The organism is Paucibacter sp. B2R-40, assembly GCF_025717555.1.
In the GTDB taxonomy this organism is placed as follows: domain Bacteria; phylum Pseudomonadota; class Gammaproteobacteria; order Burkholderiales; family Burkholderiaceae_C; genus Paucibacter_A.
In genome coordinates, this window is sequence record NZ_JAJIRP010000009.1 from 147,711 (window position 1) to 170,469 (window position 22,759).

Below are 22,759 nucleotides of genomic sequence, written 5' to 3' on the forward strand. Positions count from 1 at the left end.
CATGTCGTCATCGCAGCATGTGGCCGTTGTGGGCGCCGGCCTGGCCGGCTTGGCCTGCGCGACGGCCTTGGTCGCCGCGGGCCACCGGGTCACGGTGTTTGAAAAAAGCCGCGGTGTGGCCGGTCGCATGAGCACTCGCCGTGGCGAGGGCTGGCACTGCGATCACGGGGCACAGTACTTCACTGCACGCAGCAGCAGTTTCAGCGCCGAGGTGGCCCGCTGGGTGGAGGCCGGGGTGGCCAAGCTTTGGGTGCCTCGCTTGGCCGTGTTCGGTGAAGCCGCGCTGCACCGGGCTGACGCGGCGCTGCAGCGTTATGTCGGCGCGCCGCAAATGACCGCGCCGGCGCAGTGGCTGGCCAGCGCCTTGCCCGCACCGGTCAAATTGGGCGTGCAGATCGAAGGCTTGCAGCGCGTTGGTGCCGCATGGCGGCTGCAGGTGGGCGCAGCCCTGCTTGAAGATGAATTTGATGCCGTGGTGCTGGCGCTGCCGGCCCCGCAGGCGGCCGCCTTGCTGCAAGACTGCGCGCCGGCCTTGGCGCAGCAGGCGGCTGCGGTGCGCATGCGCCCGAGCTGGGCCTTGATGCTGAATTACGCCGCGCCGCTGGAGCTGGGCTTCGAGGCCGCCTTCGTCAACCAAGGGCCGCTGCGCTGGGTGGCGCGCAACAACAGCAAGCCGGGCCGCAGCGGCGCCGAGAGCTGGCTTTTGCATGCGCAGCCCGAATGGAGCGAGGCGAGGCTGCAAATGCCTGCCGAGCAGGTGGCGGCAGAACTGCAGGAGGCCTTTGCAGCCTTGGGTGCGCCGCCCGCCGAGCAGTGGAACGCACATCGCTGGCTATATGCCGATACCGCACCCGCGCATGAAGGCCCGCCCGCCCAGTCCGTTTGGGATGAGGCCTCGGGACTCGGCCTTTGCGGCGACTGGCTCGGCGCAGGCAAGGTCGAGGGTGCCTGGCTGAGTGGGCAAAGGCTGGCGCAGCAGATGGTGGCCATGGCGAACACGATGTCTCGAGCAAGTAATTCCTAGGGATCCTAGGGGCGAATACGGAGGCCGGCAAGCCTCACGATCGGGCACAATTTGCCGTAGAGATGCAATGCTAGCTTGCATGGAGGTTTAGACATGCCTGCAGTACCGAAGCCCGATCAGGAGTTGGACAGATTGAGCGCTTTGCAGGGTTTGCAGGTGCTGGATAGCTTGCCCGAGCCTGAGTTCGATGCCTTGGTGCAGGCCGCAGCTTTGGTCTGCACGGTACCGATCGCGCGCATTGGGCTGGTCGATGACCGGCGTGTCTGGTTCAAGGCGGGCGTGGGTCTGCAAGGGCTGGATGAGCTGCCGCGCGATGAGGCTTTTTGCTCCTACGCGATTTTGCAGCCGGGCATTTTTGAAGTGGAAGACGCCAGCGCAGACCCGCGCTTTTGTGATCTGCCCGCTGTGGCCGGCCCAGTGGGGCTGCGCTTTTATGCCGCCGCGAATTTGTGTTTGAGTGGCGGGCAGGTGGTCGGCACCCTGTGTGTGATGGATGTTCAGCCGCGCCGTCTGACGCAGGGGCAAAAAGATGTTTTGGCCCAACTTGCCAAGGCGACGGTACATGCCCTGGAGTTGCGGCGCAGCGTGCAAGCCGAATTGTTGGCGGCGAACGAGTTGGCCGAGCGCGATGCCTGGTTTCGCACGCTCAATGAAGCGGCGCCTATAGGCATCTTCCACACCAGCACCAATGGGGCATGCAGCTATACCAATCCTCGCTGGCAGGAGATTTTCGGGCTCAGTCTTGCGCAGAGCCTGGGACATGGCTGGTCGACAACGATTCACGCGCAGGATCAGGCCGCGGTGATGAGCCATTGGCTCAGTTGCGCCCGGTCGCAGCAAGATTTCGAGATGGAGTTTCGCGTGCATGTACCGAGCGGCCCATTGCGCCACGTGCATGCGCGCAGCCGCCCGGTCTTGAATCAGGCGGGGCGGTTGATCGGCCATGTGGGCGCGGTCGAGGACATCAGCGAGCGCATGCAGGCGCACGCCTTGCTGCAGGCCAGTGAGGCGCGCCTGAATATGGCCCTGGACAGCGGCCGCATCGGCATCTGGGAGTTTGACCTGCGCAGCGGTGTCTTGGTGTGGGACGCCTGGATGTGCCGTTTGTACGGTCTGGAGCCCAGCAGCAAGCCGATGACTTATGCCAGCTGGACGGCCTGCCTGCATCCGGAAGACTTGGCCAGGGCCGAGCGCGAAGTGCAAGAGGCCATCAAAGGGCACAAGCCCTTTGACACCGAGTTTCGCGTGATCTGGCCTGATGGCAGCATCCACCATCTGCGCGGGTCCGCGCGGCTGACTTTTGATGCACAGGGGCGTGCGCTGCGCATGGTCGGAGCCAACTGGGATTTGACCCAGATCAGGCAGATGGCCGAGGAAATCGCCGCTCGCATGAGCGCCGTGCTGGCCGAACAGCATGAGCTGCTCTTGGTCACCCTGCGCTCGATCGGCGACGCGGTCATCACGGCGGACGCAGCGGGCCAGGTCGTGTGGCTGAATCCGACCGCCGAGCTGCTGACGGGCTGGGCGGCCGAAGAGGCACGCGGGCGGCCGCTGGAGCAGGTCTTTCATATCGTTGACGAGCAAACGCGGGCCCTGGTCGAGAACCCGGTGCAGGCCTGCTTGAAAGAGGGCCGGAAGCTCGCGCAGGCCGGCCATACCTTGCTGATCTCCCGCCATGGCGAGGAGTTCGGCGTGCAGGATTCGGTGGCGCCAATCCGCAATGAAAAGGGTGATATTTTCGGCGTGGTGCTGGTCTTTCACGACGTCACCGAGCAGCGCCGGCTGAGCGGCGAGATGACTTACCGTGCCACCCATGACACCTTGACGGGCTTGATCAACCGGACTGAATTCGAGGCGCGGCTGCGCCGCGTGTTGGAGCAGGCGCAGGGCGACCGCAGCCAGCATGCCCTGCTCTATATCGACCTGGATCAGTTCAAGTTGGTCAATGACGCCTGCGGCCATGCGGTTGGTGACCAGTTGCTGAAACAAGTGGCCGGCATTTTGGTGGCTGCGGTGCGCACACGCGATACCTTGGCCCGTCTTGGCGGTGACGAGTTTGCGGCGCTGCTGGAGCATTGCTCACCGGCGCAGGCGCAGCGCGTGGCGCAGCAGATTTGCGATCGAATGGAGGAGTTTCGCTTCGCCCACGAGGAACGGCGTTACCGCATCGGCGCCAGCATAGGCCTGGTGCCGATTACCGGCCGCTGGCCCTCGGCGGCAGCGATTTTGCAGGCCGCTGATACCTCTTGTTATGCCGCCAAGGAGCAGGGGCGTAACCGCGTCCACACCTGGTTTGATACCGATCAGACGATGCGTGCCCGGCACGGCGAAATGCAGTGGACCGGGCGCATCGAGCAGGCACTCGATGAAGACAGCTTTGTGCTTTACGCGCAGCGTATCGAGGCCATGCACTTGCCTGGCGCGGGCACGCCGCCGCTCAAGCCTGGCCTGCATGCCGAAGTGCTGCTGCGCATGCTGGAGCCCAGCGGCGAGCTGGTACTGCCCGGCGCTTTCTTGCCGGCGGCCGAGCGCTTCAATCTGGCGACCCGCATCGACCGTTGGGTCCTGCGCCATGTGCTGGATTGGATGAAGGCCGAGCCTAATTTGGCCGCGATTGAAATGCTCAGCGTCAATTTGTCCGGCCAGTCGATTGGGGACCGCGCCTTTCATCGCTGGGCGATGGAGGCCTTGACCGAGGCTGGCCCTGAGTTGTGCCGGCGCTTGTGCATTGAAATTACCGAGACGGCCGCCATCACCAGTCTGGCCGATGCGGCGCTGTTCATCGAGCAGGTGCGAGCCTTGGGTGTGCGCGGCGCGCTCGATGACTTTGGCGCCGGTGCGTCATCTTTCGGCTATTTGAAGAGCCTGCCGGTCGACTATTTGAAGATCGACGGGCAGTTTGTGCGCGATCTCGTCAACGACGCCTTGGACGAGGCTGCCGTGCGCTGCTTTGTCGACGTGGCGCAAGTGGTGGGCATGCAGACGGTGGCCGAGTTTGTCGACAGCCCGGCGGTGCTGGCCCGGCTGCGCGAAATCGGCGTCAACTATTCGCAGGGCTTTTTGCAGCACCGACCCGTGCCGCTGACGGCACTGATCGGCGGTGAGTTGGAATCACATTTTCTCGGGCATGGCTGAGCTGTGATGGCTGGTGATCAGCCATTGCTTGCCGTCCCAGCGGTAGGTGTAGGTGTAGCGCGCCTTGACCACGCCGCCGGTCTTGGCGAAGGTGAAGGTGTAGAGGCCGGCATCTACGGCGGTATTGCAGTCGATTTGAATCGTGCGCGAATCGATCTTGCCGAACGGTTTGTTTTCCAGGAAATGGTGGAAGTAATCCTCCTTCTCGGCGGCGTTCAGGCGCGGCTTGTTGGACACGGTGGGCAGCAGCACCGAACGCTCGGCATAGTTGGCCACGACCTTGTGCGGGTCACCCGTTTGCAGCGATTGGTTCCAGCGATCAAACAGCGCGGCGATCTCGGCTTCACTGCTCACTTTGCAGGATTCGTTTCGCGCCTGCGGGTCGGTCGCCGGGCCGCTGGCGCAGCCGGCCAGCGCAAGGGCTGCGAGCAAAGATGGCAAGCCAAGAGATAGGTTGACAACTGATTTCATGAATCGAACTCCAGGATTGAAGGATGTCTCAAATGGGGTCTTTGCAATGCCCGCTTGGGAACGGGCTGCGGTATCGTATGCGCAGCTTGGATGTTTGGCGAGAGGCGTTTGTTCTTGCCGCACAATGCGGGCCTTCGCTGCAGCCCCTCCCGCATGAGTTCTCCAAATCCTGATCGCCGTCGTCTGCTGACCAGCGCCATGCTGCTGGCCACGGGTAGCCTGGCCGCTTGCGGCCATGTCGGCACACCCAAGGACACGCTGGTGCAGGCCTTTGCTTTCGATGACATCACCAGCATGGACCCGGCCACGTCCTTCGAGCTCTCCGGTGCCGAGATCCTGGGCAATACCTATGAGCGCTTGGTCGGCTTTGATCTGGATGAACCCAGCCGCATCATTGGCGTGCTGGCGCAGTCCTGGCAGATCTCGGCCGATGGGCTGGAAATCAACTTCGCGCTCAAGCCGGGCTTGCGTTTCGCCTCCGGCAATCCGCTCAGTGCCGAGGATGTGGTGTTCTCCTGGCAGCGCGCGGTGCGCATGGACAAGACGCCGGCCTTCATCCTGACGCAGTTGGGCTTGAGCAAGAATAATGTGGCCGAGCGCGTGATGCAGACCGGGCCGCTGACGCTCAAGCTGCTGATCGCCAAGCCCTTCGCGCCCAGCTTTGTCTTGAACTGCCTGACCGCGACAGTGGCCTCGGTCGTGGACAAACAACTGCTCTTGTCCAAAGAGAAAGATGGCGATATGGGCGCCGCCTGGCTCAAGCTCAATCATGCCGGCTCCGGCCCCTGGAAGCTGCGCGACTGGCGCGCCAACGAGATCCTGGTGATCGAACGTAACGAGCTTTTTTCTGGCCCCAAGCCGGCCTTGGCTCGCGTCATCTACCGCCATGTGAAGGAGGCCGCCACGCAGCGCCTGCTGCTGGAAAAAGGCGATGTGGACATTGCCCGCAATCTGGCGCCGCAGGATTTGGGGCCGCTGGCCGCGCGCCAGGACATCAAGCTGACGCAGCAAGCCAAAGGCGTCGTGTATTACATCAGCCTGAATCAGCGCAACCCATTGCTGGCCAAGCCCGAGGTGCGCGAGGCCTTCAAGTGGCTGGTGGACTACGAAGCCATTGGCGCCACCTTGATCAAAGGCATCGGTGTACCGCATCAGAATTTTCTGCCGCAGGGGCTCTTGGGTGCCAGCAATGAGCAGCCCTACAAGCTCGATGTAGCCAAGGCGCGAGCGCTGCTGGCCAAGGCCGGCTTGCCCGAGGGTTTCAAAATCACCATGGATGTGCGTACCATTCAACCGGTGATGGGCATTGCCGAGGCGGTGCAGCAAACTGCCGCGCGCGCCGGTATTCAGATCGAGATCATCCCCGGCGACGGCAAGCAAGTGCTGACCAAGTACCGCCAGCGCCGCCACGATATCTTCATCGGCGACTGGGGCACCGACTACTGGGACCCGCACAGCAATGCCGACACCTTCACCCGCAATCCCGACAACAGCGACGGCGCCAAGAACAAGCCCTTGAGTTGGCGCAATAGCTGGGACATTCCCGAGCTAACGCGTCAAACAGACGCCGCTGTCTTGGAGCATGACGGCGAGCGGCGCGTGCAGATGTATGCGGCGCTGCAGGCCGAGTTCCGCAAAGCCAGCCCCTTTGTGATGCTGTTCCAGCAAACGCAGGTGGCGGGGCTGCGCAAAGAGGTGCAGGGCTTTCGCCTGGGGCCAACTTCGGACACCACCTATATGGTCCCGGTGAGCAAGCGCTAAAGATGAAGACATTTGCCAAAGCTTTTTTGCGCTTCTTGCCGGTGGTCGGGCTGACCTATCTGGGCCTTTTGGCCGTGACCTTTTTTATCGGCCGCGTGGTGCCGGTGGATCCGGTCCTGGCGGTGCTGGGTGACCGCGCGAGCGAGGACCAGATGGTGCAGATGCGCGAGGCCATGGGCCTCAACAAGCCGCTGTGGGAGCAATTCGGCAGCTACGTAGCCAAGGTGGTACAGGGCGATTTCGGAACTTCGGTGCTGACCGCGCGGCCGGTGCTGGATGACATCATCCGCGTCTTCCCGGCGACACTGGAGTTGGCCACGGTGGGCATCCTGATTGGCGTGAGCGTGGGCGTGCCGCTAGGCGTGTGGGCGGCGGTGCGGCGGGGCCGCTTTGCCGACCAGCTGGTGCGGGTCATGGGATTGATCGGCTATTCGGTGCCGATATTTTGGCTCGGTCTGATGGGCCTGGTCTTGTTTTACGCCAAGCTCGATTGGGTCAGTGGCCCGGGGCGCATCGGCATTGCCTTCGCTTACAGTGTACCGACCGTCACCGGCCTGGTGCTGGTGGATAGCGCCTTGGCGGGCGAGTGGCAAGCCTTCAGGAGCGCGCTGTCCCATCTGGCCCTGCCCGCTGCTTTGCTGGGCTATTTTTCGCTTGCCTATATCAGCCGCATGACGCGCAGTTTTATGTTGAAGGAGCTGAGCCAGGAGTACATCGTGGCCGCGCGCGCCAAAGGCCTGAGCGAGGCGAGCATCATCTGGCGCCACGCGTTGCGCAATGCGGCCGTGCCGTTGGTGACGGTGATTGCACTGTCCTATGCCGGCCTGCTGGAGGGCTCGGTCTTGACCGAGACGGTGTTCGCTTGGCCGGGTCTGGGCCTCTACATTACCAACTCGCTGCAGAACGCCGATATGAACGCGGTGCTGGGCGGCACGCTGGTGGTGGGTTCCATCTTCATTGCTTTGAATCTGTTCTCTGACTTGATGTATCGATGGCTCGATCCCCGTACCCGATGAGCGGCGCTGCTGATTTGCATGCATGGTTGATGAGCGAGCAGCCGAGCTCGCGCCGGCAGGCTGCCTTTGGGCGAGCCTATGCCGGCTGGCGCGCCTTTGCCCGTAATCGCTTGGCGCTGTTGGGTCTTGCCATCGTGCTCGGACTCGTGCTGGTGGCAGCTTTGGCGCCATGGCTGGCGCCTTACGCGCCGAATGTCGGCGACCTGATGACGACGCGCCTGCTGCCGCCGTCCGCCGCCCATTGGTTGGGCACCGATGACCAGGGCCGCGATATCTTGTCGCGCATCCTGCACGGTTCGCGCATCACCTTGTTTGTGGTCGGCTTGGTGGCAATGCTGGCCGCGCCGATTGGTTTGGTGGTGGGCACCGTAGCCGGCTATTTCGGCGGCTATGTAGACGCCGCGCTGATGCGCGTGACTGACATCTTTCTGGCTTTTCCGCGCCTGATCCTGGCGCTGGCCTTTGTGGCCGCTTTAGGCCCCGGTATCGAGAACGCGGTGCTGGCTATTGCCATCACCTCCTGGCCGGCTTATGCCCGCATTGCCCGCGCCGAGACGCTGACGATTCGCCATGCCGATTACATCGCCGCCGCGCAACTGCTGGGCGCCTCGCGCTGGCGGATTGTGTGGCGCCACATCATGCCCCTGTGCCTGCCCTCGGTGATCGTACGCGTAACGCTTGACATGGCCGGCATCATCTTGACCGCCGCCGGCTTGGGCTTCCTGGGCCTGGGTGCGCAGCCACCCAGCCCCGAATGGGGCGCGATGATTGCCGCCGGCCGGCAATATGTGCTGGATCAATGGTGGGTGGCGGCGGGGCCAGGTCTTGCCATCTTTATTGTCAGCCTGGGGTTTAACCTGCTCGGTGATGGTTTGCGGGACGCGCTTGACCCGAAGGCGGGCGAATGAGTGAATCGAAAAACATGCTGGAAGTCGAGAACCTGCGGGTGAGCTTCCCGAATAGAGACGGCACTTTCAGCGAGGCGGTGCGTGGCGTGTCCTTCAAGCTCGGCCACGAGCGTTTGGGGATTGTGGGCGAGTCGGGCTCGGGCAAATCGCAAACCGGACGAGCGATCATGGGCTTGTCGGCGCCCGAGGCGCGGGTCACTGCGGATCGCTTGCGCTTTGACGGCATTGATCTCTTGGCTTGCAGCCCGAACGAGCGCCGCAGCTTGCGTGGCCGGCGCATTGCGATGGTCTTGCAGGACCCCAAATATTCGCTCAACCCGGTGATGCGCATAGGCGCGCAGATTGCCGAGACCCTGCTTGCGCATCAGAAATTCGGTGCCGCCGAGGTGCAGCGGCGCGTCATGCAGGCGCTGGCCGATGTGGCGATTGATGACCCCGAGCGCGTCGCCCGGCTCTATCCGCACGAGGTGTCGGGCGGCATGGGCCAGCGCGTGATGATGGCGATGATGCTGATCGCCGAGCCCGAGTTGCTGATTGCCGATGAGCCCACTTCGGCCTTGGATGTCACCGTGCAATTGCAGGTGCTGGGCATTCTTGACAGATTGGTAAGGGCTGATCGGCCCCTAGGCCTCCGCGAAGCGCAGGCCGTCCCCCAAGGGGAGTCGGGCGGCTTGGGACGGCCCGGCGCTGCCCAGCGCGGCATGGGCCTGATCTTCATCTCGCACGATCTGCGCCTGGTGGCGACGTTTTGCGACCGCATCCTGGTCATGTATGCGGGCCGGGTGGTCGAGGAGATCAAGGCCAGCGAGCTGCATGCGGCCCAGCACCCCTACACGCAAGGCCTGCTGAATTGCTTGCCACAGCTTGGCGCGCCGCGCCATCCGCTGCCGACGCTGCAGCGCCAGGAAGCTTGGAAGTCATGATGGGCATCGGATTGAAAGTCAGCGGCCTGCAGGTGCGCTTTGGCGCCTTCACCGCCGTGCAGGACATGAACTTGGAACTCGCACCAGGCGAGAGCTTTGGCCTGGTCGGCGAGTCGGGCTCGGGCAAGTCCACCGTGCTGCGTGCGATCTGCGGCCTAGCGCCCTTGGCCGCAGGTTCAGTGCAGTTGACCGGTGCCTGTGAGTTGCCCGCGCCCGGCAGCAAGGCCTTCAGGCGGGCGGTGCAGATGGTGTTTCAAGATCCTTATGGCTCGCTGCATCCGCGCCAGACGGTCGACAGCATGTTGGCCGAGGCGCTGGCTATCCACGCGATAGGAGACGCCGAGCGGCGCATCGAGGCGGTGATGGACGCGGTCGGGCTGGGCAAAGGGTTTCGCTTTCGCTATCCGCATCAGCTCTCCGGCGGCCAACGCCAGCGGGTGGCGATTGCGCGGGCGCTGATTCTGGAGCCCAAGGTCTTGCTGCTGGACGAGCCGACCTCGGCGCTCGATGCCTCGGTGCAGGCCGAGGTCTTGAATCTGCTGGAGCGCCTGCGCGCCGAACGCGGCCTGACGTTTCTGATGGTCAGCCATGATTTGGCCGTGGTCACCCATCTGTGTGAGCGTCTGATGGTGATGCGTCAGGGGCTTGAGGTCGAGAGCCTCAGCGCCGCTGACTTGGCCGCCCGGCATGTGCGCGCCGACTACACCCGCCAGCTGATGCAGGCCTCGGCCGGCTTTGTGCGCAGCGTTTCTCCTGGGCCTTCGACTTGACGCTGCGCTGTAACCGCCAGTCTCTAAGATGAGCGGCATGAAGCTCGCATTGATCGCCCATGACGGCAAGAAAAACGATATGGTGGCCCTGGCCGCCAAGCACCTCGCTCTGCTGCAAACTTGCAGCTTGATGGCCACCGGCACCACAGGGCGGCGCTTGATCTCGGAGTTGGGCCTGACGGTCGACTGCCTGCTCAGCGGTCCACATGGCGGCGACCTGCAGATCGGCGCCCGCCTGGCGGTCGGCGAGGTGGATGGCGTGATTTTCTTGCGTGACCCAATGACGCCGCAGCCGCATGAGCCCGATATCAATGCCTTGGTGCGCGCTTGTGATGTACACGATGTGCCCTGCGCCACCAACCTCGCCGGGGCGGAGTTGATGCTGCAGGCTTGGGCGCAACAGATGGTCTGAGCTCAGTCCATTTCTGCGTACCGGTTTGTTCCGGGCGCTGTGCCAAACACTGCCTTGATCAGCCGGTTCAGCAGGCTGTCTGGTGCCAACTCTGGGCTCGGGCTGGGCTTGCGGGCCTCGATGGCGAGCCTTCGGTACAGCGCTTGTTGTTCCTCGTTGATGCCCAGGCTTTGCCAGCCATCGGCGGTCAACTCGAAGTTGTTGGCCACTTTTTCACGCTCGGCTTGGGCTGCCTGCAAAGCTGCAGGCGAGCTGGCGCAGCCGCTTAAAACGATGGTCAAAATAGCGGTGAACAGGTGGATTCTCAATGGGTGGGTGTGTTGGCCAAGACTTGCGCCAGTGTTCGTCGGCGCCACAAGCACAGCAAGCGCGGTCGGCGAAGTACCGCCCACAGCCCCGCAAAGGGGCGTTTTGAATGCCAAAATGAGCGTCTGGCCGGCACAGATGCACAAAAATATGGCCGAAGCTTGGGCGAATCTCGTTTCCAAAGTAAAATGCCGGATTCTCTCCAACTCAGCCGGGTTGAAATTGGGCGCATTTGAGGCCCGATCGTGACTGCGGCTTCCGCTGAGCGTGCTTGCCTTCAAGCAGCGTCTGAGTGGAAAAGGGGTTGGTGAATTTTTGCATTCAGCTTCGCTGTCAGCTTTATCAATCCTTTGTACTGGAGCCACTCATGGGCAACAAAATCATCACCGAAGCCGCTCGTCGTGCTACTCCTCGTCCTGCCGCTCCTGTTGGCGTGACTTTCACCGCCGGCCACGGCCAAAAGTGCAGCCTCGAGCGCGGTGTGCACACCCGCAGCAAGAAGAACCCGGGCAAGCGCCCAAGCAAGGGCGGCTGATTGGCCTAAGCCCTGTGGCACCAAGGTCCGCTAAGGATTTGGTGCCCGCGATAAGAATTGACACGAGGCCCTGGACGGGGCCTTTTGTCATTTCTGCAACAGCTTTTCATCAGATCGTAGATCGGGTTAGCAGCCCAAGCCCTTGAGCGACCACCATGCTTCGCATCACCGAACTCCGCCTGCCCTTGAACCATGCCGAGGACGCGCTGCGCCCCGCTATTGTTCAGCGCCTCGGCGTGAGCGATGCGGACTTGCGGGCCTTCACCGTCTTCAAACGCAGTTACGACGCGCGCAAAAAGTCGGCCATTGTGTTGACCTACACGGTCGATTGCGAACTGAGCTCGGCCTCGCTTGAAGCGGACTTGCTGCAACGCTTTGCGGCCGACAGCCATATCAAGCCGACGCCGGACACCGACTATCACTTCGTCGCTCAGGCGCCGGCTGGCTTCTACGGCGAGGCCAGCCCACCGCCGCGACCCCTCGTCATCGGCTTTGGTCCCTGCGGTATTTTTGCGGCGCTGATCTTGGCGCAGATGGGTCTTCGCCCCATCGTGTTGGAGCGCGGCAAGGACGTGCGCCAACGCACCAAAGACACCTGGGGCCTGTGGCGCCAGGGTGAGTTGGACCCGGAATCCAACGTGCAATTTGGTGAGGGCGGGGCCGGCACCTTCTCGGACGGCAAGCTTTGGAGCCAGATCTCCGACCCGCGCTTTCTGACCCGCAAGGTCTTGACCGAGTTCGTCAAGGCCGGCGCGCCGGAAGAGATTCTCTACGTCAACAAGCCCCATATCGGCACCTTCCGTCTGGTGTCCATGGTGATCAAGATGCGCGCCGAGATCGAGGCGCTGGGCGGTGAGATCCGCTTCGAGCAGAAGGTCTCGGACGTGTTGATTGAGGATGGCCCCGATGGTCAACATATTCGCGGTGTGACGCTGGCCTCGGGCGAGCAGATCGCCAGCAACCAGGTGGTGCTGGCGCTGGGGCACAGCGCGCGCGACACCTTCACGATGCTGCATCAACGCGGCGTCTATATGGAAGCCAAGCCCTTCTCGATCGGCTACCGCATCGAGCATCCGCAAAGCATCATCGACGCCGCCCGTTTCGGTGCCAGCGCCGGCCATCCCATTTTGGGCGCGGCCGATTACAAGCTGGTGCATCACGCCAAGAACGGCCGTTCTGTCTACAGCTTTTGCATGTGCCCCGGCGGCACGGTGGTGGCGGCGACCTCGGAGCCCAACCGTGTCGTCACCAATGGCATGAGCCAATACTCGCGCAATGAGCGCAATGCCAATGCCGGCATCGTCGTCGGCATCAACCCGCAAGATTACCGCCAGGATGGCAAGGCAGATGGCCCCGTCAACCCCCTCGACGGCATGGCCTTCCAGCGCATCTGGGAGAGCCGCGCCTACGAGTTGGGCGAAGGCGGCTACAAGGCGCCCGGCGCGCTGGTGGGTGACTTCATCAAGCGCCAACGCAGCAAGGTGTTTGGCAATGTCGAGCCGTCCTACAAGCCCGGTGTGACGCTGACTGACCTGCAGCAAAAAGGCAACGGCAGCCTGCCCGACTACGCGCTCGAAGCGATCCGCGAGGCGCTGCCGGCCTTCGAGCGCCAGATCAAGGGTTTCTCCATGGCCGATGCGGTCTTGACTGGCGTCGAGACGCGTACCTCCTCGCCGCTGCGCATCACGCGCGGCCGCGACTATCAAAGCCTCAATGTCAAAGGCCTGTACCCCGCCGGTGAAGGTGCGGGTTATGCCGGCGGCATCATGTCGGCCGGGGTGGACGGCATCGAAGTGGCCGAGGCCTTGGGCGCGGCGATGCTGCAGCCATCTTGAGGAATCAATCGCTGTAGTGAGGCTTGCTGCGGCGCAGATAGAACTGCTCGATTTGCGGTTTCAGTCGCTCTAGAGCCGCTCCGCTGAACCAGTCGGCGCTTGTTTTTCGCATATGAGCCGCGCCGGCGGGCGTGCCGAGCACCTGGTCGATCGCCTTGACGGCGGCCAGCCCCCAGGCCGTGCGAGGGCAGGCAATGCCCAGCACCAGCGGCTCAGATGCGCCTTGGATGGGCAGATCGACGAAGGGCTTGACGTCAATGTTGCGGGCGCTCATCTGCGCCAAAGCGCCATTCGATTCGATCAGATAGTCGGCGCGATCACGCGCCAGCATGTCTTGCAAGCGCGAGCCATAGCCTGCCATTGAATAGTCGACCAATTGCTTGTTTTGGCCTTGGCTGGCCAGCAGGCGGTCAATAGCCTCGCCGTAGCTGCGCCCGCGGGCATATGCACCGCGCAAAGCCCCTTTGTTGATCAGCAGCCCCAGATCGACCTCACCCGCTGCATTGCGCGGCACAAGTGCCAGTTTGTCGCGCCGCACGATCAGCTCCGCCGGCGGGGCCAGATGGGTGTCGGCAAAGTAGGCTTGCAACTCGCGCTGCGCAGTGCGCACCGTCAGCGGGCGGCAGGCATGTTCGCCGCGCTCAATCATCTGCCAACTGCGCAGCGCGTTCACCGACAAGTATTCGTGCTGGATCGCCGGCAGGCGCTCGACGAGATAGGCCGTCGCCGGATTGATGGCTTTCGCGTCGGCCTTCATCCAGACGATGCGTTCAAGTGCGGGCGTGTCGGGCAGCGAACTGCCCGTTGAAGCCGCAGCCGTCAATGGCCATGCGAACAAACCCAGCAGCAGCGCAGGCAAGTACATTTTCTTGGCCTCCATGTCTGAGTGGCTTGGTGCGGCTCAGTTTAGAGCAAGTTCTTGGCTGCGAAGTCGAGGCAACGCTAGCAATGCCTCGTGCTAAGCCCTTGGCTTGAAGCGCTCTTTATAGCGTGGCCCCAAGCGAGACCTTTCCTTTTTTGGGTGGGGAGTCAAACGAGGGTCACGGGATGCAGCTCACAGTCGCTGGCTGCATGACTGGTCCTAATTGGGTCGGCGCTGGGCAGCAGCAAGGCCTGGGCGGCAGCGCAAATACCGGCCCAAGTGGCGGGCCAAATTGCCAGGGCTTGATTCAGGGGCCAAACTGAGTCGCTTGAGCGCGGATCTTGTAAAACGCTTCGATCTGCGCAGCAAAGCGTTGCAGTTCATCGCCAGTGGCCCAGCGCGCACGGGTTTGCTTCAACATCGCAACACCTGCCGGCGTGCTCAGCGCCGCGTCTATCAGCTGAATCGCCGCCAATCCCCAACTGTTGCGCGGGCAGGCCACGCCAACCAGCATCAGCTCGGAAATACCTGCAATGGGCAGGCTCAGCAAGGTTCGCTGCTGATCTTCAACCAGCAACATCGCCTGGTGGTACTCGATGGTGTAGTCCGCCCGGTCGCGCGCGATCATTTGCAAGACTTGAGTGCCGAAGTCGCTGGGCGTCATCACGCTGATGGCTTTGTTGGGCGCGCGCTCGGCGAGCAACTTGTCTACCGTGGTGCCGTAGCTGCGTTGGTCCACCAAAGCGCCGCGCAACTGGGTGTTGTTCAATAGCGCGGCCAAGTCGACTTCGCCGGATTTGTTCAAGGGCAAGGCGGCCGCCTTGTCTTTGTTCACGATCAGGCGCAGCGGCGGCGTCAGTTCGGTGTTCGAAAAGTAGGCGATGCGTTCGCGTTCAGGATTGCGCACCGCTGAAGCGATGCAAATCCGAACCCCTTGGCGGAGCAATTGCCAGCTGCGCTTGGCATTGGCGGTGATGAGCTGATGCTTGACCTGCGGAACTTGCTGCTTGATAAATTCAAGCATCGGGTCGACGGAGCCCACGCTGCGCAAGAAGTCTCTCGACATGGGCGACTCGGACTTCAACCAAGTGATGCTGTCAACCGTGACCGTGACCGTGGCCGCTTGTGGCTGTGCCTGCGCCTGCGCGAGCAAGACGCTTGCGCAAAGCAGTGCGGCCGCGAAGGCTTTGTCGATCATGGCATTCGGCTCCTTGGATGCTTGCTTGCTCGACGGGGCCGTTCAGCTTTGTTGCAGCATCTCGATCAGTTCCTTTAAGAACGCCAGCGCCTCCTCCGGGGTAGCGAAATAATACTCGCCGCCGAGGTCCGCGGCGTCGCCGTCGGGGCCAATATGCACCACCGACCAGCCTTGTGCGCCGCCGTCGATGGCACAGATGCCGAAAGAGCCGGGAGCGAGGTCCTTGGCTGAGCCTGAGGTGACAAAGATGTCGCGGTCGAGATGGGAATGGTAGCGTTTCACCGCTGCATTGTCGGCTGTCCTATAGTCCGGCCAATAGTGTTAGTCGCCGGAGAGACAAGATGAAAGCAGTTTGGCATGGTGTGGTCGTGGCCGAGAGCGACAAGACGGTCGTCGTCGAAGGCAATCATTACTTTCCGCCCGAGTCGCTCAAGCGTGAGCACACGAGCTTCAGCAATCACAGAACCGGCTGCGCCTGGAAGGGTCAGGCGCATTACCTGAGCCTCTTTGTCAACGGCGAGATGAACCCGGACGCAGTCTGGTTCTACCCTGAGCCGACCGAGGCTGCCGCTGAAATCAAGGGCCACTATGCGTTCTGGAAGGGCGTGCAGGTGCAGGAGTGACGGACATGCTTTGGGGCGTTGGCAAGTTCTGACGCTAGCCCATGCGTGAACTGATTGACCTGCTGATTGCACACGGCGTGCTGCTGGTGTTCTTCGTGACGCTCGCAGCGCGCGCCGGGCTGCCGCTGCCGGCCGCACCGATGCTAGTGGTGGTAGGCGGTCTGGCGGCCAATGCTCAGCTCTCAGGCATGGCCTCGCTGGTGGCGGCTGTGTTGGCCAATATTGCCGGCGATGTGATTTGGTTTATTGCCGGGCGGCGCCATGGCTACCGGGTCATGAAGTTGCTCTGCCGTATCTCGCTGTCGCCCGATGCCTGCGTGCGCCAAAGCGAGGGCTTGATCCTGCGCTGGGGTGGCCAAGCGCTGCTGGCGGCCAAATTCCTGCCGGGCATCTCGGTGGTGGCAGCTCCCATGGCCGGCGCTTTGGGCTTCAGCTGGCGGCGTTTCCTGGCCTATGACTTCGTCGCCGGTTTGTTGTGGAGCGGCACTTTTCTGCTCTTGGGCCTGATGCTGTCGGACCAGATCCAGCAGGTGCTGGACATGCTGGCCAGTGCGGGTTTTGTCGCCTTGGCGGCGCTGGCTTTGATGGTGGTTGGCCTGATGTTGCGGCGCCTGTGGCAGCGCCGACGCTTCGCCCGCCGCACCCTGGGCGGGCGCATCACGGTGGCCGAGGCCGCGGCCTTGCAAGACAGTGGCGCCGCGCCGGTTTTCATCGATGTGCGCGCCGCCGGCGGCCACGCGGTGGACCCGCGCCACATCCTTGGCGCCATGCTGATCGACATCGATCAACTCAAGCGTCACGCCGCGAGCCTGCCACGCGACCGCGACTTGGTGCTGTATTGCAACTGCCCCAACGAGGTCAGCGCCGCCTTGGCCGTGACGGTGCTGGCCGAGCAGGGCATCACCCGCGCCCGCGCCTTGGTGGGCGGCCTGGATGGCTGGGACGAGGCCGGGAGGGCGGTAGCGGGGCGCGCTGAATGAGTTGCGCTGAGTGAATTGAGGTGAGGTGTGGGCCAGCCTGCCTAAGGACTTGATCCCCAGCGACCGCCTCAGTTTCTTGCCGGAAAAATCACGCGGCTGAAAATGAGCGTGATGAAAATGCCGAAATGGGTCGAGCCGATGATGGACTCGGCGATGAAGAGCATCTTGCCGTGTGCATTGCAGGGCAGGAAATCGCCGAAGCCGACGGTCGCGAAGATCGTGGTCGAGAAATACAGCGAGTCAAGAAAGTCGGAGTTGTTGTTGCAGCCCGCGCTTGTGCCGTAGACATCGAAGACCTGCCAGCCTGCCGCGAAGGTCAGGATCAGCAAAATATTGCTGAGTAGAAAAAGCCAGACGGCTTGCGCCGGATGCAGGCCCATTTGCATGCGCTGGCCGTAGGCGATGCTGAAAATGAAAGACAGATAGTTGATATAGGTCGCGGCGATAAACCAATACAGCGTGCTGCCGCCGGGGTCCAGAATTTTCGATCTGATCAGAAATGGCCAAGCGAACATGAACAGCAAGGTGTAGAGCGGGATCTGCCGCCAATTGATGTTCTTGAATGACATCAGGCATGGGTGATGTTTGGGCTGGAGAGCTGCAGCATACACACCTTTGTTGTCTAAATAGTCCGCGGGCAAGCCGGGAACTTCTGAGTATCGGGGCAGTGAATTTTCGGTTCAGCACATGTTGATGCTGTCATCGCAACATGCCTAGCAACCCACACCCATTTTGGCATCGCACAAAACCAAGCGGTCGGCGCTGGGCGGTTTCTCTGGACCTAATTTTCAGGGGATTTCTTGAAATTGAGGGCTGGGTGCAGCCCTGACACCAGTGCGACGGAAAATATGAGGAATTAAAAACCTTGAAAAATGAGATTATCTATCCTTAAATGCGACCTCCCGTATAGTCGATGTTGATCGTTATGGATTTTCGAACCGCCCGCTCGTCTGTCGCTTCATAGGGCATGACTGCGTGCCAAGAGTTAAAGGTCTTGATGAAAATTACGCAGGCGTTTGGCACAAAAGGAAATGTCTCTATAACCTCCACATCGTTAAAACCTAGGTACCTGTTCAGATAATTAAAATTATCAGTCATATCCTTCGGGCGACAGACTGTGGTTCCTCCTCCCCAATCAGGATCCCATTCCCCTTCCTTCATCATGGAAAGCACCAGCGAAATCACTTTGCGCGGCGTGTCTGTATGAGGGTAATGAGAGCCACCGTTGCCGGGAAGAGCACTGAACTCAAATCTTGAAGTGAGATGGCCCGACTGCTGCCTTGCAAGGCGTAAAAGATGCTTAGCTTTGCGCGCAACTTTGCTCGAATAGTATTCAAGTGGATCGGCAAGCTCATTGGCATTGGCGATCGGAATGGACTGCAATCCGAGGTCCATTTTTGCCGCTCGCAGTGTTTCAATCATTTGCTCGATGAAGACGGTACCCTTGATATACGCGTAAAACCGTTGCCATGAGGGGGATGCCCTCACAAGGTTCAAGTAGGGTTCGCCATCGAATTCGGTCAGTAGATATTTATTTCCTAGGTTCTCGGTCCTGCGCAGATTTTGAATCGTCGGAAAACTCTCGACGAGTTCTTTATAGAGTGCATCCGGAACAACATCGCGAGCAAACCCGATAGGGTAAGGATCATAGCGAAACTCTGCCCCACCAAAGTTCAGCAAACGATCGGCGGTTTTTACTTGGAGTTGCCCGTGGTCCATGATTTGTCATTTCGTTTCTTCAGAAGGTTGTGAAGCAAATGCAGGCCGCAGTCGAGTCTGACTCCTGTATTTTTTGTAATTACGTGAGCTGGGCGCTGCACATCTCGTTTCGCGCAACCAGCATGTTCCCGGCTAATGGCCTAGGAAAATTGAGCGGGATCAACGAGGAGATACCAAAATTCTGAATTCAGTATCAAATTCGAGTCCAACTCATTCTCAATATCGCCAGCGCTTGGGTTCGACAACTCTTGCCAACCGAGTCAGTGGTTCGCACCGGCTGTTGGCAATCTATTTCAGTCGCCTGGCGCCTCATTCCGACTCCCCTTGGTGCTCGAACCCTGAGGCCGAGCCCAACCCCTTGCGAGGCCCGGCGGTCGCAACGCCGCTCTGACAGGCGTCGCGCATTCAGCCTTGCGGTGGTGCCGCGCTCATGCCGGGGTTCCTCTTTCACTGCAGCTTGGCTTCAAAGTCGCCAAGGCCTAACGGCCAGGTTCGTACTAGTTTGGCAGCCGCTGCTACCACTACATCCCGCTCATTGGCCACAGTGCCCACAATCTGAGTGGCTGTTTCATTCGGCCGGCCTGTGCCTCGGCTTCGCCGCCCCAGCCCCAAAAATAATCGGCACGCACCGCGCCTACGATCGCGCTGCCGGTGTCTTGCGCCATCGCCAACTTGCGCAGGGGCTGGTTGGACAAGGGCTCGGTCGCATCCAGCCAGACCGGCGTGCCGTAAGGAATGCTGCCTCTATCGACCGCGATCGAGCGGCCCGGCGTCAAGGCCACACCTTGTGCGCCGCGCGGGCCCACGGCCGGGTCGGGTAGGGCCTCTTCGCGGAAAAAGACATAGCGTGGGTTGCTCCACAGCAGTTCTTTGGCGGACTGAGGATTGCGCCGCAGCCAGTCGCGAATAGTCGGCCAGGAGGCTTCGCCGGGGCGCAACTCGCCGCGCTCGATCAAGGTCTTGCCAATCGACTGGTAGGGGTGGTCGTTATGACCGGCAAAAGCCATGCGAACCCATTGCGAGCGTCCGCTCGCGTCGCTGATACGTAAGCGGCCCGATCCCTGGATCTGCAGCACCAGCAAGTCCAGCGGGTCTTCCAAAAAGGCCAGCTCTTGTGCTTTCAAGCGCGCCCGCAGCGTCGTATCGGACTCAATTTGTTGGCGGGTGAAATACGGCCGGCGCTGCATCAGGTCGGCAGGCGCCGCATGCACAGGTACTTGAAAGCTGGCCTGTGGGCGGCGCGTGGCCTCCAGCATCGGCTCGAAGTAGCCGGTGATCAAGCCCTGCGCTTCGCCTTGATGCGACTCGACCCGATAAGGCCGCAGATGCTGCATCAGCCAGAGCGAGGCTTGGGCGTCGTCGGTCGGCGCAGCGCTGCTTTTGGCTTGGGCACAGACCTCGGCAAAACCGTCGGCCGGGCGGGCGCAGCCGCGCAGCAGCGCCGGCCACAGCTCGGCCGCGCGGTCGCTGCCCCAACCGGGCAGCTCGCTCCAGTCGGCTTCGATCCAACGGGCGCGCTCGCGCAGCAGCACGCCGCGTTGGCGCTGTTGGAGGTCGCTATTGGCGGCGGGCAATGTCAGTGTGGTTTTGGCGTCAGCGCCCGACTGTTGCGCCTGCTTGGGCGGCGTGCTGCAGCCTGCGACCAAGCCACCTAGAATCGCGACCACTGCGGCAGCCTGCCGCCGTGCATTGAATTTGTTGAACATCGAGGTGGCCGCAGCCATGACATTGCTTTTGCTGGAGGCACTGGGTGCCCTGTGTGTTTTCGTGTTCATCATCTGGTGGACGATGTTTTCCGGCCGCAAAGGCGGCGAGCGGCTGCCCGCTGAAGACGCCAGCGACAACAAGGACTAAGGCCCGGGTGCATCGCGGCTGGCCTTGGGCGGCAGGAAAAAGCTGCGTGGCTGCTCGCGCACACGCCGCCAGATGGCCGAGCTGACACGCGCGCGGTCGGCCAAACGGATGCCACGTGAACGCAGCGCCACCTTCAGCGCCAGGTAAAAGCTGACGCTCAGATTCAAGATGCCAGTGACCGCAATGCCGGCCACGCACCACCAAAAGTCGGCCAAACGGAAGATATCCAGGCCCAGGGCGCCGACGGCGGCTGCCAATTGACCGGTCGAGAGCGTGACGTGGCGCACATCGAGCGGCAGGCCGACAAAGTCCAGCAGCACCGGCACCAAGCCCAACATCATGCCCAAGGAGACATTGGCGGCGACGCCGGAGACATTGTCGCGCCACCATTTTGCCCAGCGCTGGGCCCGCGAGGCACCCAGCCGCGCGATGATGGCCGGGTTCCAGGCGATGGCACTCTCCAAGCGGTGCAGGACAAACCAATTTTCGAACCAGCCCGCGACGATAGAGCTGGCAAACAGCAGCACGCCGGTGAAGGCCGCAAACAGTGCCGAGGGCCCCAACAAGGTCAAGGAATGCAGTACGTAATGGGCAGATTTTTCGCCCACCAAGGGCGCGCCAAACAGCAAGTGACTGAGGAGCTGCACCCCCAGCACGGTGGGCGCCACCACGGCCAGGTTGCCGAGTATGCCGGCGAACTGCGAGCGCAAGAGATTCGCCACCTCGTCGACAAAGCTCTCCAAATCGGTCTCGCGCTCGATGTGTTCGAGCTTTTGAGCCATTGCCGGCGCCGTCATCGCGGGCTGCTTGGTGGCGACCGTCCAGTGCAAGAGATGGATGATCAAAAAGCTCATCGCATAGTTGGCGCCGGCCCAAAAGCCGGTCCAGAAGGCGCTCATGCCAATCGCGATGACGCTGAATTTGGCGAAAGTGGTGCCTACGATGATGGCGCCGCCCCCGGCCGCATGTTTGAGCATGGAGCCATAGTCGGCACGGTCGCGGGTGATGTAGTGCTCGCCGGTTTCGGCGCTGCGTTCGGCCACTTTGCGCGCCAGCAGCGAGTAGTGGCTGGAGAACAGCTGCATGATGCTGCGGCGCTCATGCACCACGCGCACCAAGTTGGCCAGCAAGCGCGCCAGTTCGCGCTGCGGCTGTTCGGCCACCAAACAGATCAGCAATGTTTCGATGCGCTCAATGCGTGCCTGCATTTGCTCCAGTGCGAAGACGATTTCGACCGATACGCCATAAGCCTCCAGGTGGTCGGGGATGCTGGCGGCCGCGCGCCGGCAGGCATCGAGCAGCGCGCGCAGGTATTGCAGCACCTGTGCGGTTTTGTGCGCATCTCCGGCGCGCAATGCGTCGACCATATCGTCGCAAGCGCTCGCCAATTGCTCAAAGGGCTGATTGGCCAGCAAATCGGCGCTCATGCGCCGGCGCAGCGCCGCGGACAAGCCTTCGGCGCGCACCGAGCTGACCAGGGTGGTCAGGCCGCTCAGCATCGGTGCTTGCCAATCTTTGCTTTGCGCTTGCCCCTGCATGAGCCGGCTCAGTCGCAGCAGCAGTTCATCGTCAAGCGCCAGCAGCCATTGCTCGTCGGCCTCGTCAGGGAAGAGCAGATTGAACAACTCAGCCAGGTCGGTGGTGTCAGCCGTGTTAGGCAGCAGGTGTTGGCGCAAGCGGTGCAAAAACTCGCCCCACAAGGCCACGCGCGGCGCGAAGCCGACATCGGCAAACAGGCCGATAGCGTCAACATCGCGCCAAATCGAGTTCAAGACGCCGGCAAAAGCCTGTGCATGTTCGGGGTTACGCTCCAGCACATTGAGCAAGTGCTTGAGTCGCAACACCGGCAGCAGCGTGGTGCCGGTGCTGGCTTCATCGCGGGAAACCGGGTGGCGCAGCCATTCAAGCAGACGTGCCAGCCAGAGATTGCGCGTGGCCAGCGCTGCGCGTGGCTCGGCCGCGTTCAGCAGCGCGGTCAAATCCCAGCCGGGAGCCGCTTGAAAGAGTCCGAACATCAGTGCAGCGCGCCGCTATCGGCCAACATGAATTCGGGAATTTCGGTGTAAAAGATTTCGGCCTCTTCGGTCACGCAAAGCAGTCGCCCGTGCATGCTGCCTTGCGGAGTGGCGATCTGCGCCCAGGAGCTGTACTGGAACTTTTGGCCGGGTGCGAGCAGCGGCTGATGGCCGACCAGAGCCAGCCCGTCAACGGTCTGCTCGAAGCCGCGCGCATCAATGATGTGCCAATGCCGCGCGATCACTTGGGCGGCGATGTCGCCGGTGTTCTCCAGCGTGATCTGGTAGCTGAAGGCGTGCACGCCTTGCTGTGCGTCGGTCTGCTCGGGCAGGACTTGCACGAGCACCGTGCATTTGAGTTGCGGATTAGCCATGGGCTGATTCTAGGGGCGCCGCCAATCCCGCGCCTGAT

23 protein-coding genes are annotated in these 22,759 nt (G+C 62.0%); 13 read left to right on the plus strand and 10 right to left on the minus strand.

Going from position 1 to position 22,759, the window contains the following annotated elements; genetic code table 11:
• The first annotated feature begins 1 nt into the window (after position 1).
• Together LNV09_RS18240 and LNV09_RS18245 are read left to right on the plus strand one after the other, a co-directional pair.
• Positions 2-1,024 (plus strand): NAD(P)/FAD-dependent oxidoreductase, encoded by a 1,023-nt coding sequence (locus LNV09_RS18240; protein ID WP_263558498.1) that lies wholly within the window; start codon positions 2-4, stop codon positions 1,022-1,024.
• A gap of 93 nt (positions 1,025-1,117) precedes the next feature.
• On the plus strand, positions 1,118-4,159 hold the full coding sequence (locus LNV09_RS18245) for an EAL domain-containing protein (RefSeq protein ID WP_263558499.1): 3,042 nt from the start codon (positions 1,118-1,120) through the stop codon (positions 4,157-4,159).
• On the opposite strand, the gene LNV09_RS18250 is transcribed toward LNV09_RS18245, so the two are convergent.
• Complete coding sequence (locus LNV09_RS18250; protein WP_263558500.1) at positions 4,136-4,630, minus strand: SgcJ/EcaC family oxidoreductase; 495 nt, start codon at positions 4,628-4,630, stop codon at positions 4,136-4,138. The genes LNV09_RS18245 and LNV09_RS18250 overlap by 24 nt on opposite strands.
• Before the next feature lie 153 nt (positions 4,631-4,783).
• On the opposite strand from LNV09_RS18250, the gene LNV09_RS18255 reads away from it, so the two are divergent.
• Genes LNV09_RS18255 through LNV09_RS18280 form a run of 6 tightly spaced genes read left to right on the plus strand, consistent with a single transcriptional unit; the run spans position 4,784 to position 10,420 of the window.
• The gene (locus tag LNV09_RS18255; RefSeq protein WP_263558501.1) at positions 4,784-6,391 is read left to right on the plus strand and encodes an ABC transporter substrate-binding protein; all 1,608 of its coding nucleotides are present in this window, start codon (positions 4,784-4,786) and stop codon (positions 6,389-6,391) included.
• Between the two features lie 2 nt (positions 6,392-6,393).
• A complete protein-coding gene (locus LNV09_RS18260; protein WP_263558502.1) occupies positions 6,394-7,407 on the plus strand; it encodes an ABC transporter permease in 1,014 nt (337 codons plus the stop codon).
• Complete coding sequence (gene nikC, locus LNV09_RS18265; RefSeq protein WP_263558503.1) at positions 7,383-8,315, plus strand: nickel transporter permease; 933 nt, start codon at positions 7,383-7,385, stop codon at positions 8,313-8,315. The genes LNV09_RS18260 and nikC overlap by 25 nt, the downstream gene beginning before the upstream one ends.
• Positions 8,312-9,238 (plus strand): ABC transporter ATP-binding protein, encoded by a 927-nt coding sequence (locus tag LNV09_RS18270; RefSeq protein ID WP_263558504.1) that lies wholly within the window; start codon positions 8,312-8,314, stop codon positions 9,236-9,238. The genes nikC and LNV09_RS18270 overlap by 4 nt, the downstream gene beginning before the upstream one ends.
• Complete coding sequence (locus LNV09_RS18275; RefSeq protein ID WP_263558505.1) at positions 9,238-10,008, plus strand: ABC transporter ATP-binding protein; 771 nt, start codon at positions 9,238-9,240, stop codon at positions 10,006-10,008. The genes LNV09_RS18270 and LNV09_RS18275 overlap by 1 nt, the downstream gene beginning before the upstream one ends.
• A 37-nt stretch (positions 10,009-10,045) precedes the next feature.
• Complete coding sequence (locus LNV09_RS18280; protein WP_411969314.1) at positions 10,046-10,420, plus strand: methylglyoxal synthase; 375 nt, start codon at positions 10,046-10,048, stop codon at positions 10,418-10,420.
• 2 nt (positions 10,421-10,422) lie between these two features.
• Here the strand turns inward: LNV09_RS18280 and LNV09_RS18285 are convergent, their stop codons facing one another.
• Positions 10,423-11,007: a hypothetical protein gene (locus LNV09_RS18285; protein WP_263558507.1), complete on the minus strand. Its 585-nt coding sequence runs from the start codon at positions 11,005-11,007 to the stop codon at positions 10,423-10,425.
• A gap of 86 nt (positions 11,008-11,093) precedes the next feature.
• Here LNV09_RS18285 and LNV09_RS18290 point away from each other — a divergent pair, with 86 nt between their 5' ends.
• Together LNV09_RS18290 and LNV09_RS18295 are read left to right on the plus strand one after the other, a co-directional pair.
• On the plus strand, positions 11,094-11,261 hold the full coding sequence (locus LNV09_RS18290; RefSeq protein WP_263533648.1) for a hypothetical protein: 168 nt from the start codon (positions 11,094-11,096) through the stop codon (positions 11,259-11,261).
• Positions 11,262-11,416: 155 nt separating this feature from the next.
• Positions 11,417-13,096 carry an NAD(P)/FAD-dependent oxidoreductase gene (locus LNV09_RS18295; RefSeq protein WP_263558508.1) on the plus strand — a complete coding sequence of 560 codons (1,680 nt, stop codon included), beginning with the start codon at positions 11,417-11,419 and terminating at the stop codon, positions 13,094-13,096.
• A gap of 4 nt (positions 13,097-13,100) precedes the next feature.
• On the opposite strand, the gene LNV09_RS18300 is transcribed toward LNV09_RS18295, so the two are convergent.
• The 3 genes from LNV09_RS18300 to LNV09_RS18310 form a co-directional block, all read right to left on the minus strand.
• Complete coding sequence (locus LNV09_RS18300; RefSeq protein ID WP_263558509.1) at positions 13,101-13,961, minus strand: hypothetical protein; 861 nt, start codon at positions 13,959-13,961, stop codon at positions 13,101-13,103.
• 304 nt (positions 13,962-14,265) lie between these two features.
• Positions 14,266-15,156: a TIGR02285 family protein gene (locus LNV09_RS18305; protein ID WP_263558510.1), complete on the minus strand. Its 891-nt coding sequence runs from the start codon at positions 15,154-15,156 to the stop codon at positions 14,266-14,268.
• A gap of 42 nt (positions 15,157-15,198) precedes the next feature.
• Complete coding sequence (locus tag LNV09_RS18310; RefSeq protein WP_263558511.1) at positions 15,199-15,438, minus strand: hypothetical protein; 240 nt, start codon at positions 15,436-15,438, stop codon at positions 15,199-15,201.
• A gap of 14 nt (positions 15,439-15,452) precedes the next feature.
• Between LNV09_RS18310 and LNV09_RS18315 the strand changes: the two genes are divergently transcribed.
• A complete protein-coding gene (locus LNV09_RS18315) occupies positions 15,453-15,779 on the plus strand; it encodes a DUF427 domain-containing protein (protein ID WP_505190996.1) in 327 nt (108 codons plus the stop codon).
• Positions 15,780-15,820: 41 nt separating this feature from the next.
• Positions 15,821-16,759, plus strand: a complete 939-nt coding sequence (locus tag LNV09_RS18320; protein WP_263558513.1) for a DedA family protein/thiosulfate sulfurtransferase GlpE — start codon at positions 15,821-15,823, stop codon at positions 16,757-16,759.
• Positions 16,760-16,827: 68 nt separating this feature from the next.
• Here LNV09_RS18320 and LNV09_RS18325 read toward each other — a convergent pair whose 3' ends face one another.
• The 3 genes from LNV09_RS18325 to mltA all read right to left on the minus strand — a co-directional run bounded on the left by LNV09_RS18325 (position 16,828) and on the right by mltA (position 20,202).
• Positions 16,828-17,328 (minus strand): potassium channel family protein, encoded by a 501-nt coding sequence (locus LNV09_RS18325; protein ID WP_263558514.1) that lies wholly within the window; start codon positions 17,326-17,328, stop codon positions 16,828-16,830.
• A gap of 319 nt (positions 17,329-17,647) precedes the next feature.
• Positions 17,648-18,478, minus strand: a complete 831-nt coding sequence (locus LNV09_RS18330) for a 2OG-Fe(II) oxygenase (protein ID WP_263558515.1) — start codon at positions 18,476-18,478, stop codon at positions 17,648-17,650.
• Positions 18,479-18,999: 521 nt separating this feature from the next.
• The gene (gene mltA, locus LNV09_RS18335; RefSeq protein ID WP_263558516.1) at positions 19,000-20,202 is read right to left on the minus strand and encodes a murein transglycosylase A; all 1,203 of its coding nucleotides are present in this window, start codon (positions 20,200-20,202) and stop codon (positions 19,000-19,002) included.
• On the opposite strand from mltA, the gene LNV09_RS18340 reads away from it, so the two are divergent.
• Complete coding sequence (locus tag LNV09_RS18340; protein WP_263558517.1) at positions 20,201-20,332, plus strand: hypothetical protein; 132 nt, start codon at positions 20,201-20,203, stop codon at positions 20,330-20,332. The genes mltA and LNV09_RS18340 overlap by 2 nt on opposite strands.
• Here LNV09_RS18340 and tlpB read toward each other — a convergent pair.
• Together tlpB and apaG are read right to left on the minus strand one after the other, a co-directional pair.
• Positions 20,329-22,347, minus strand: coding sequence for a transporter-like protein TlpB (gene tlpB / locus LNV09_RS18345; RefSeq protein ID WP_263558518.1), 2,019 nt, complete (start codon positions 22,345-22,347; stop codon positions 20,329-20,331). The two genes, LNV09_RS18340 and tlpB, sit on opposite strands and share 4 nt — an antisense overlap.
• Entirely contained in the window at positions 22,347-22,721 is a 375-nt protein-coding gene (apaG, locus tag LNV09_RS18350; protein ID WP_263558519.1) for a Co2+/Mg2+ efflux facilitator ApaG/CorD, read from the minus strand. Before apaG ends, tlpB begins: the two co-directional genes overlap by 1 nt.
• Between the last annotated feature and the right edge of the window lie 38 nt (positions 22,722-22,759).

Coding starts and splice junctions, on each gene's coding strand:
- LNV09_RS18240 (WP_263558498.1), top strand. CDS start 2: ATGTCGTCATCGCAGCATGTGGCCGTTGTGGGCGCCGGCCTGGCCGGC.
- LNV09_RS18245 (WP_263558499.1), top strand. CDS start 1,118: ATGCCTGCAGTACCGAAGCCCGATCAGGAGTTGGACAGATTGAGCGCT.
- LNV09_RS18250 (WP_263558500.1), bottom strand. CDS start 4,630: ATGAAATCAGTTGTCAACCTATCTCTTGGCTTGCCATCTTTGCTCGCA.
- LNV09_RS18255 (WP_263558501.1), top strand. CDS start 4,784: ATGAGTTCTCCAAATCCTGATCGCCGTCGTCTGCTGACCAGCGCCATG.
- LNV09_RS18260 (WP_263558502.1), top strand. CDS start 6,394: ATGAAGACATTTGCCAAAGCTTTTTTGCGCTTCTTGCCGGTGGTCGGG.
- nikC (WP_263558503.1), top strand. CDS start 7,383: ATGGCTCGATCCCCGTACCCGATGAGCGGCGCTGCTGATTTGCATGCA.
- LNV09_RS18270 (WP_263558504.1), top strand. CDS start 8,312: ATGAGTGAATCGAAAAACATGCTGGAAGTCGAGAACCTGCGGGTGAGC.
- LNV09_RS18275 (WP_263558505.1), top strand. CDS start 9,238: ATGGGCATCGGATTGAAAGTCAGCGGCCTGCAGGTGCGCTTTGGCGCC.
- LNV09_RS18280 (WP_411969314.1), top strand. CDS start 10,046: ATGAAGCTCGCATTGATCGCCCATGACGGCAAGAAAAACGATATGGTG.
- LNV09_RS18290 (WP_263533648.1), top strand. CDS start 11,094: ATGGGCAACAAAATCATCACCGAAGCCGCTCGTCGTGCTACTCCTCGT.
- LNV09_RS18295 (WP_263558508.1), top strand. CDS start 11,417: ATGCTTCGCATCACCGAACTCCGCCTGCCCTTGAACCATGCCGAGGAC.
- LNV09_RS18300 (WP_263558509.1), bottom strand. CDS start 13,961: ATGTACTTGCCTGCGCTGCTGCTGGGTTTGTTCGCATGGCCATTGACG.
- LNV09_RS18305 (WP_263558510.1), bottom strand. CDS start 15,156: ATGATCGACAAAGCCTTCGCGGCCGCACTGCTTTGCGCAAGCGTCTTG.
- LNV09_RS18320 (WP_263558513.1), top strand. CDS start 15,821: ATGCGTGAACTGATTGACCTGCTGATTGCACACGGCGTGCTGCTGGTG.
- LNV09_RS18325 (WP_263558514.1), bottom strand. CDS start 17,328: ATGTCATTCAAGAACATCAATTGGCGGCAGATCCCGCTCTACACCTTG.
- LNV09_RS18330 (WP_263558515.1), bottom strand. CDS start 18,478: ATGGACCACGGGCAACTCCAAGTAAAAACCGCCGATCGTTTGCTGAAC.
- LNV09_RS18340 (WP_263558517.1), top strand. CDS start 20,201: ATGACATTGCTTTTGCTGGAGGCACTGGGTGCCCTGTGTGTTTTCGTG.
- mltA (WP_263558516.1), bottom strand. CDS start 20,202: ATGGCTGCGGCCACCTCGATGTTCAACAAATTCAATGCACGGCGGCAG.
- tlpB (WP_263558518.1), bottom strand. CDS start 22,347: ATGTTCGGACTCTTTCAAGCGGCTCCCGGCTGGGATTTGACCGCGCTG.
- apaG (WP_263558519.1), bottom strand. CDS start 22,721: ATGGCTAATCCGCAACTCAAATGCACGGTGCTCGTGCAAGTCCTGCCC.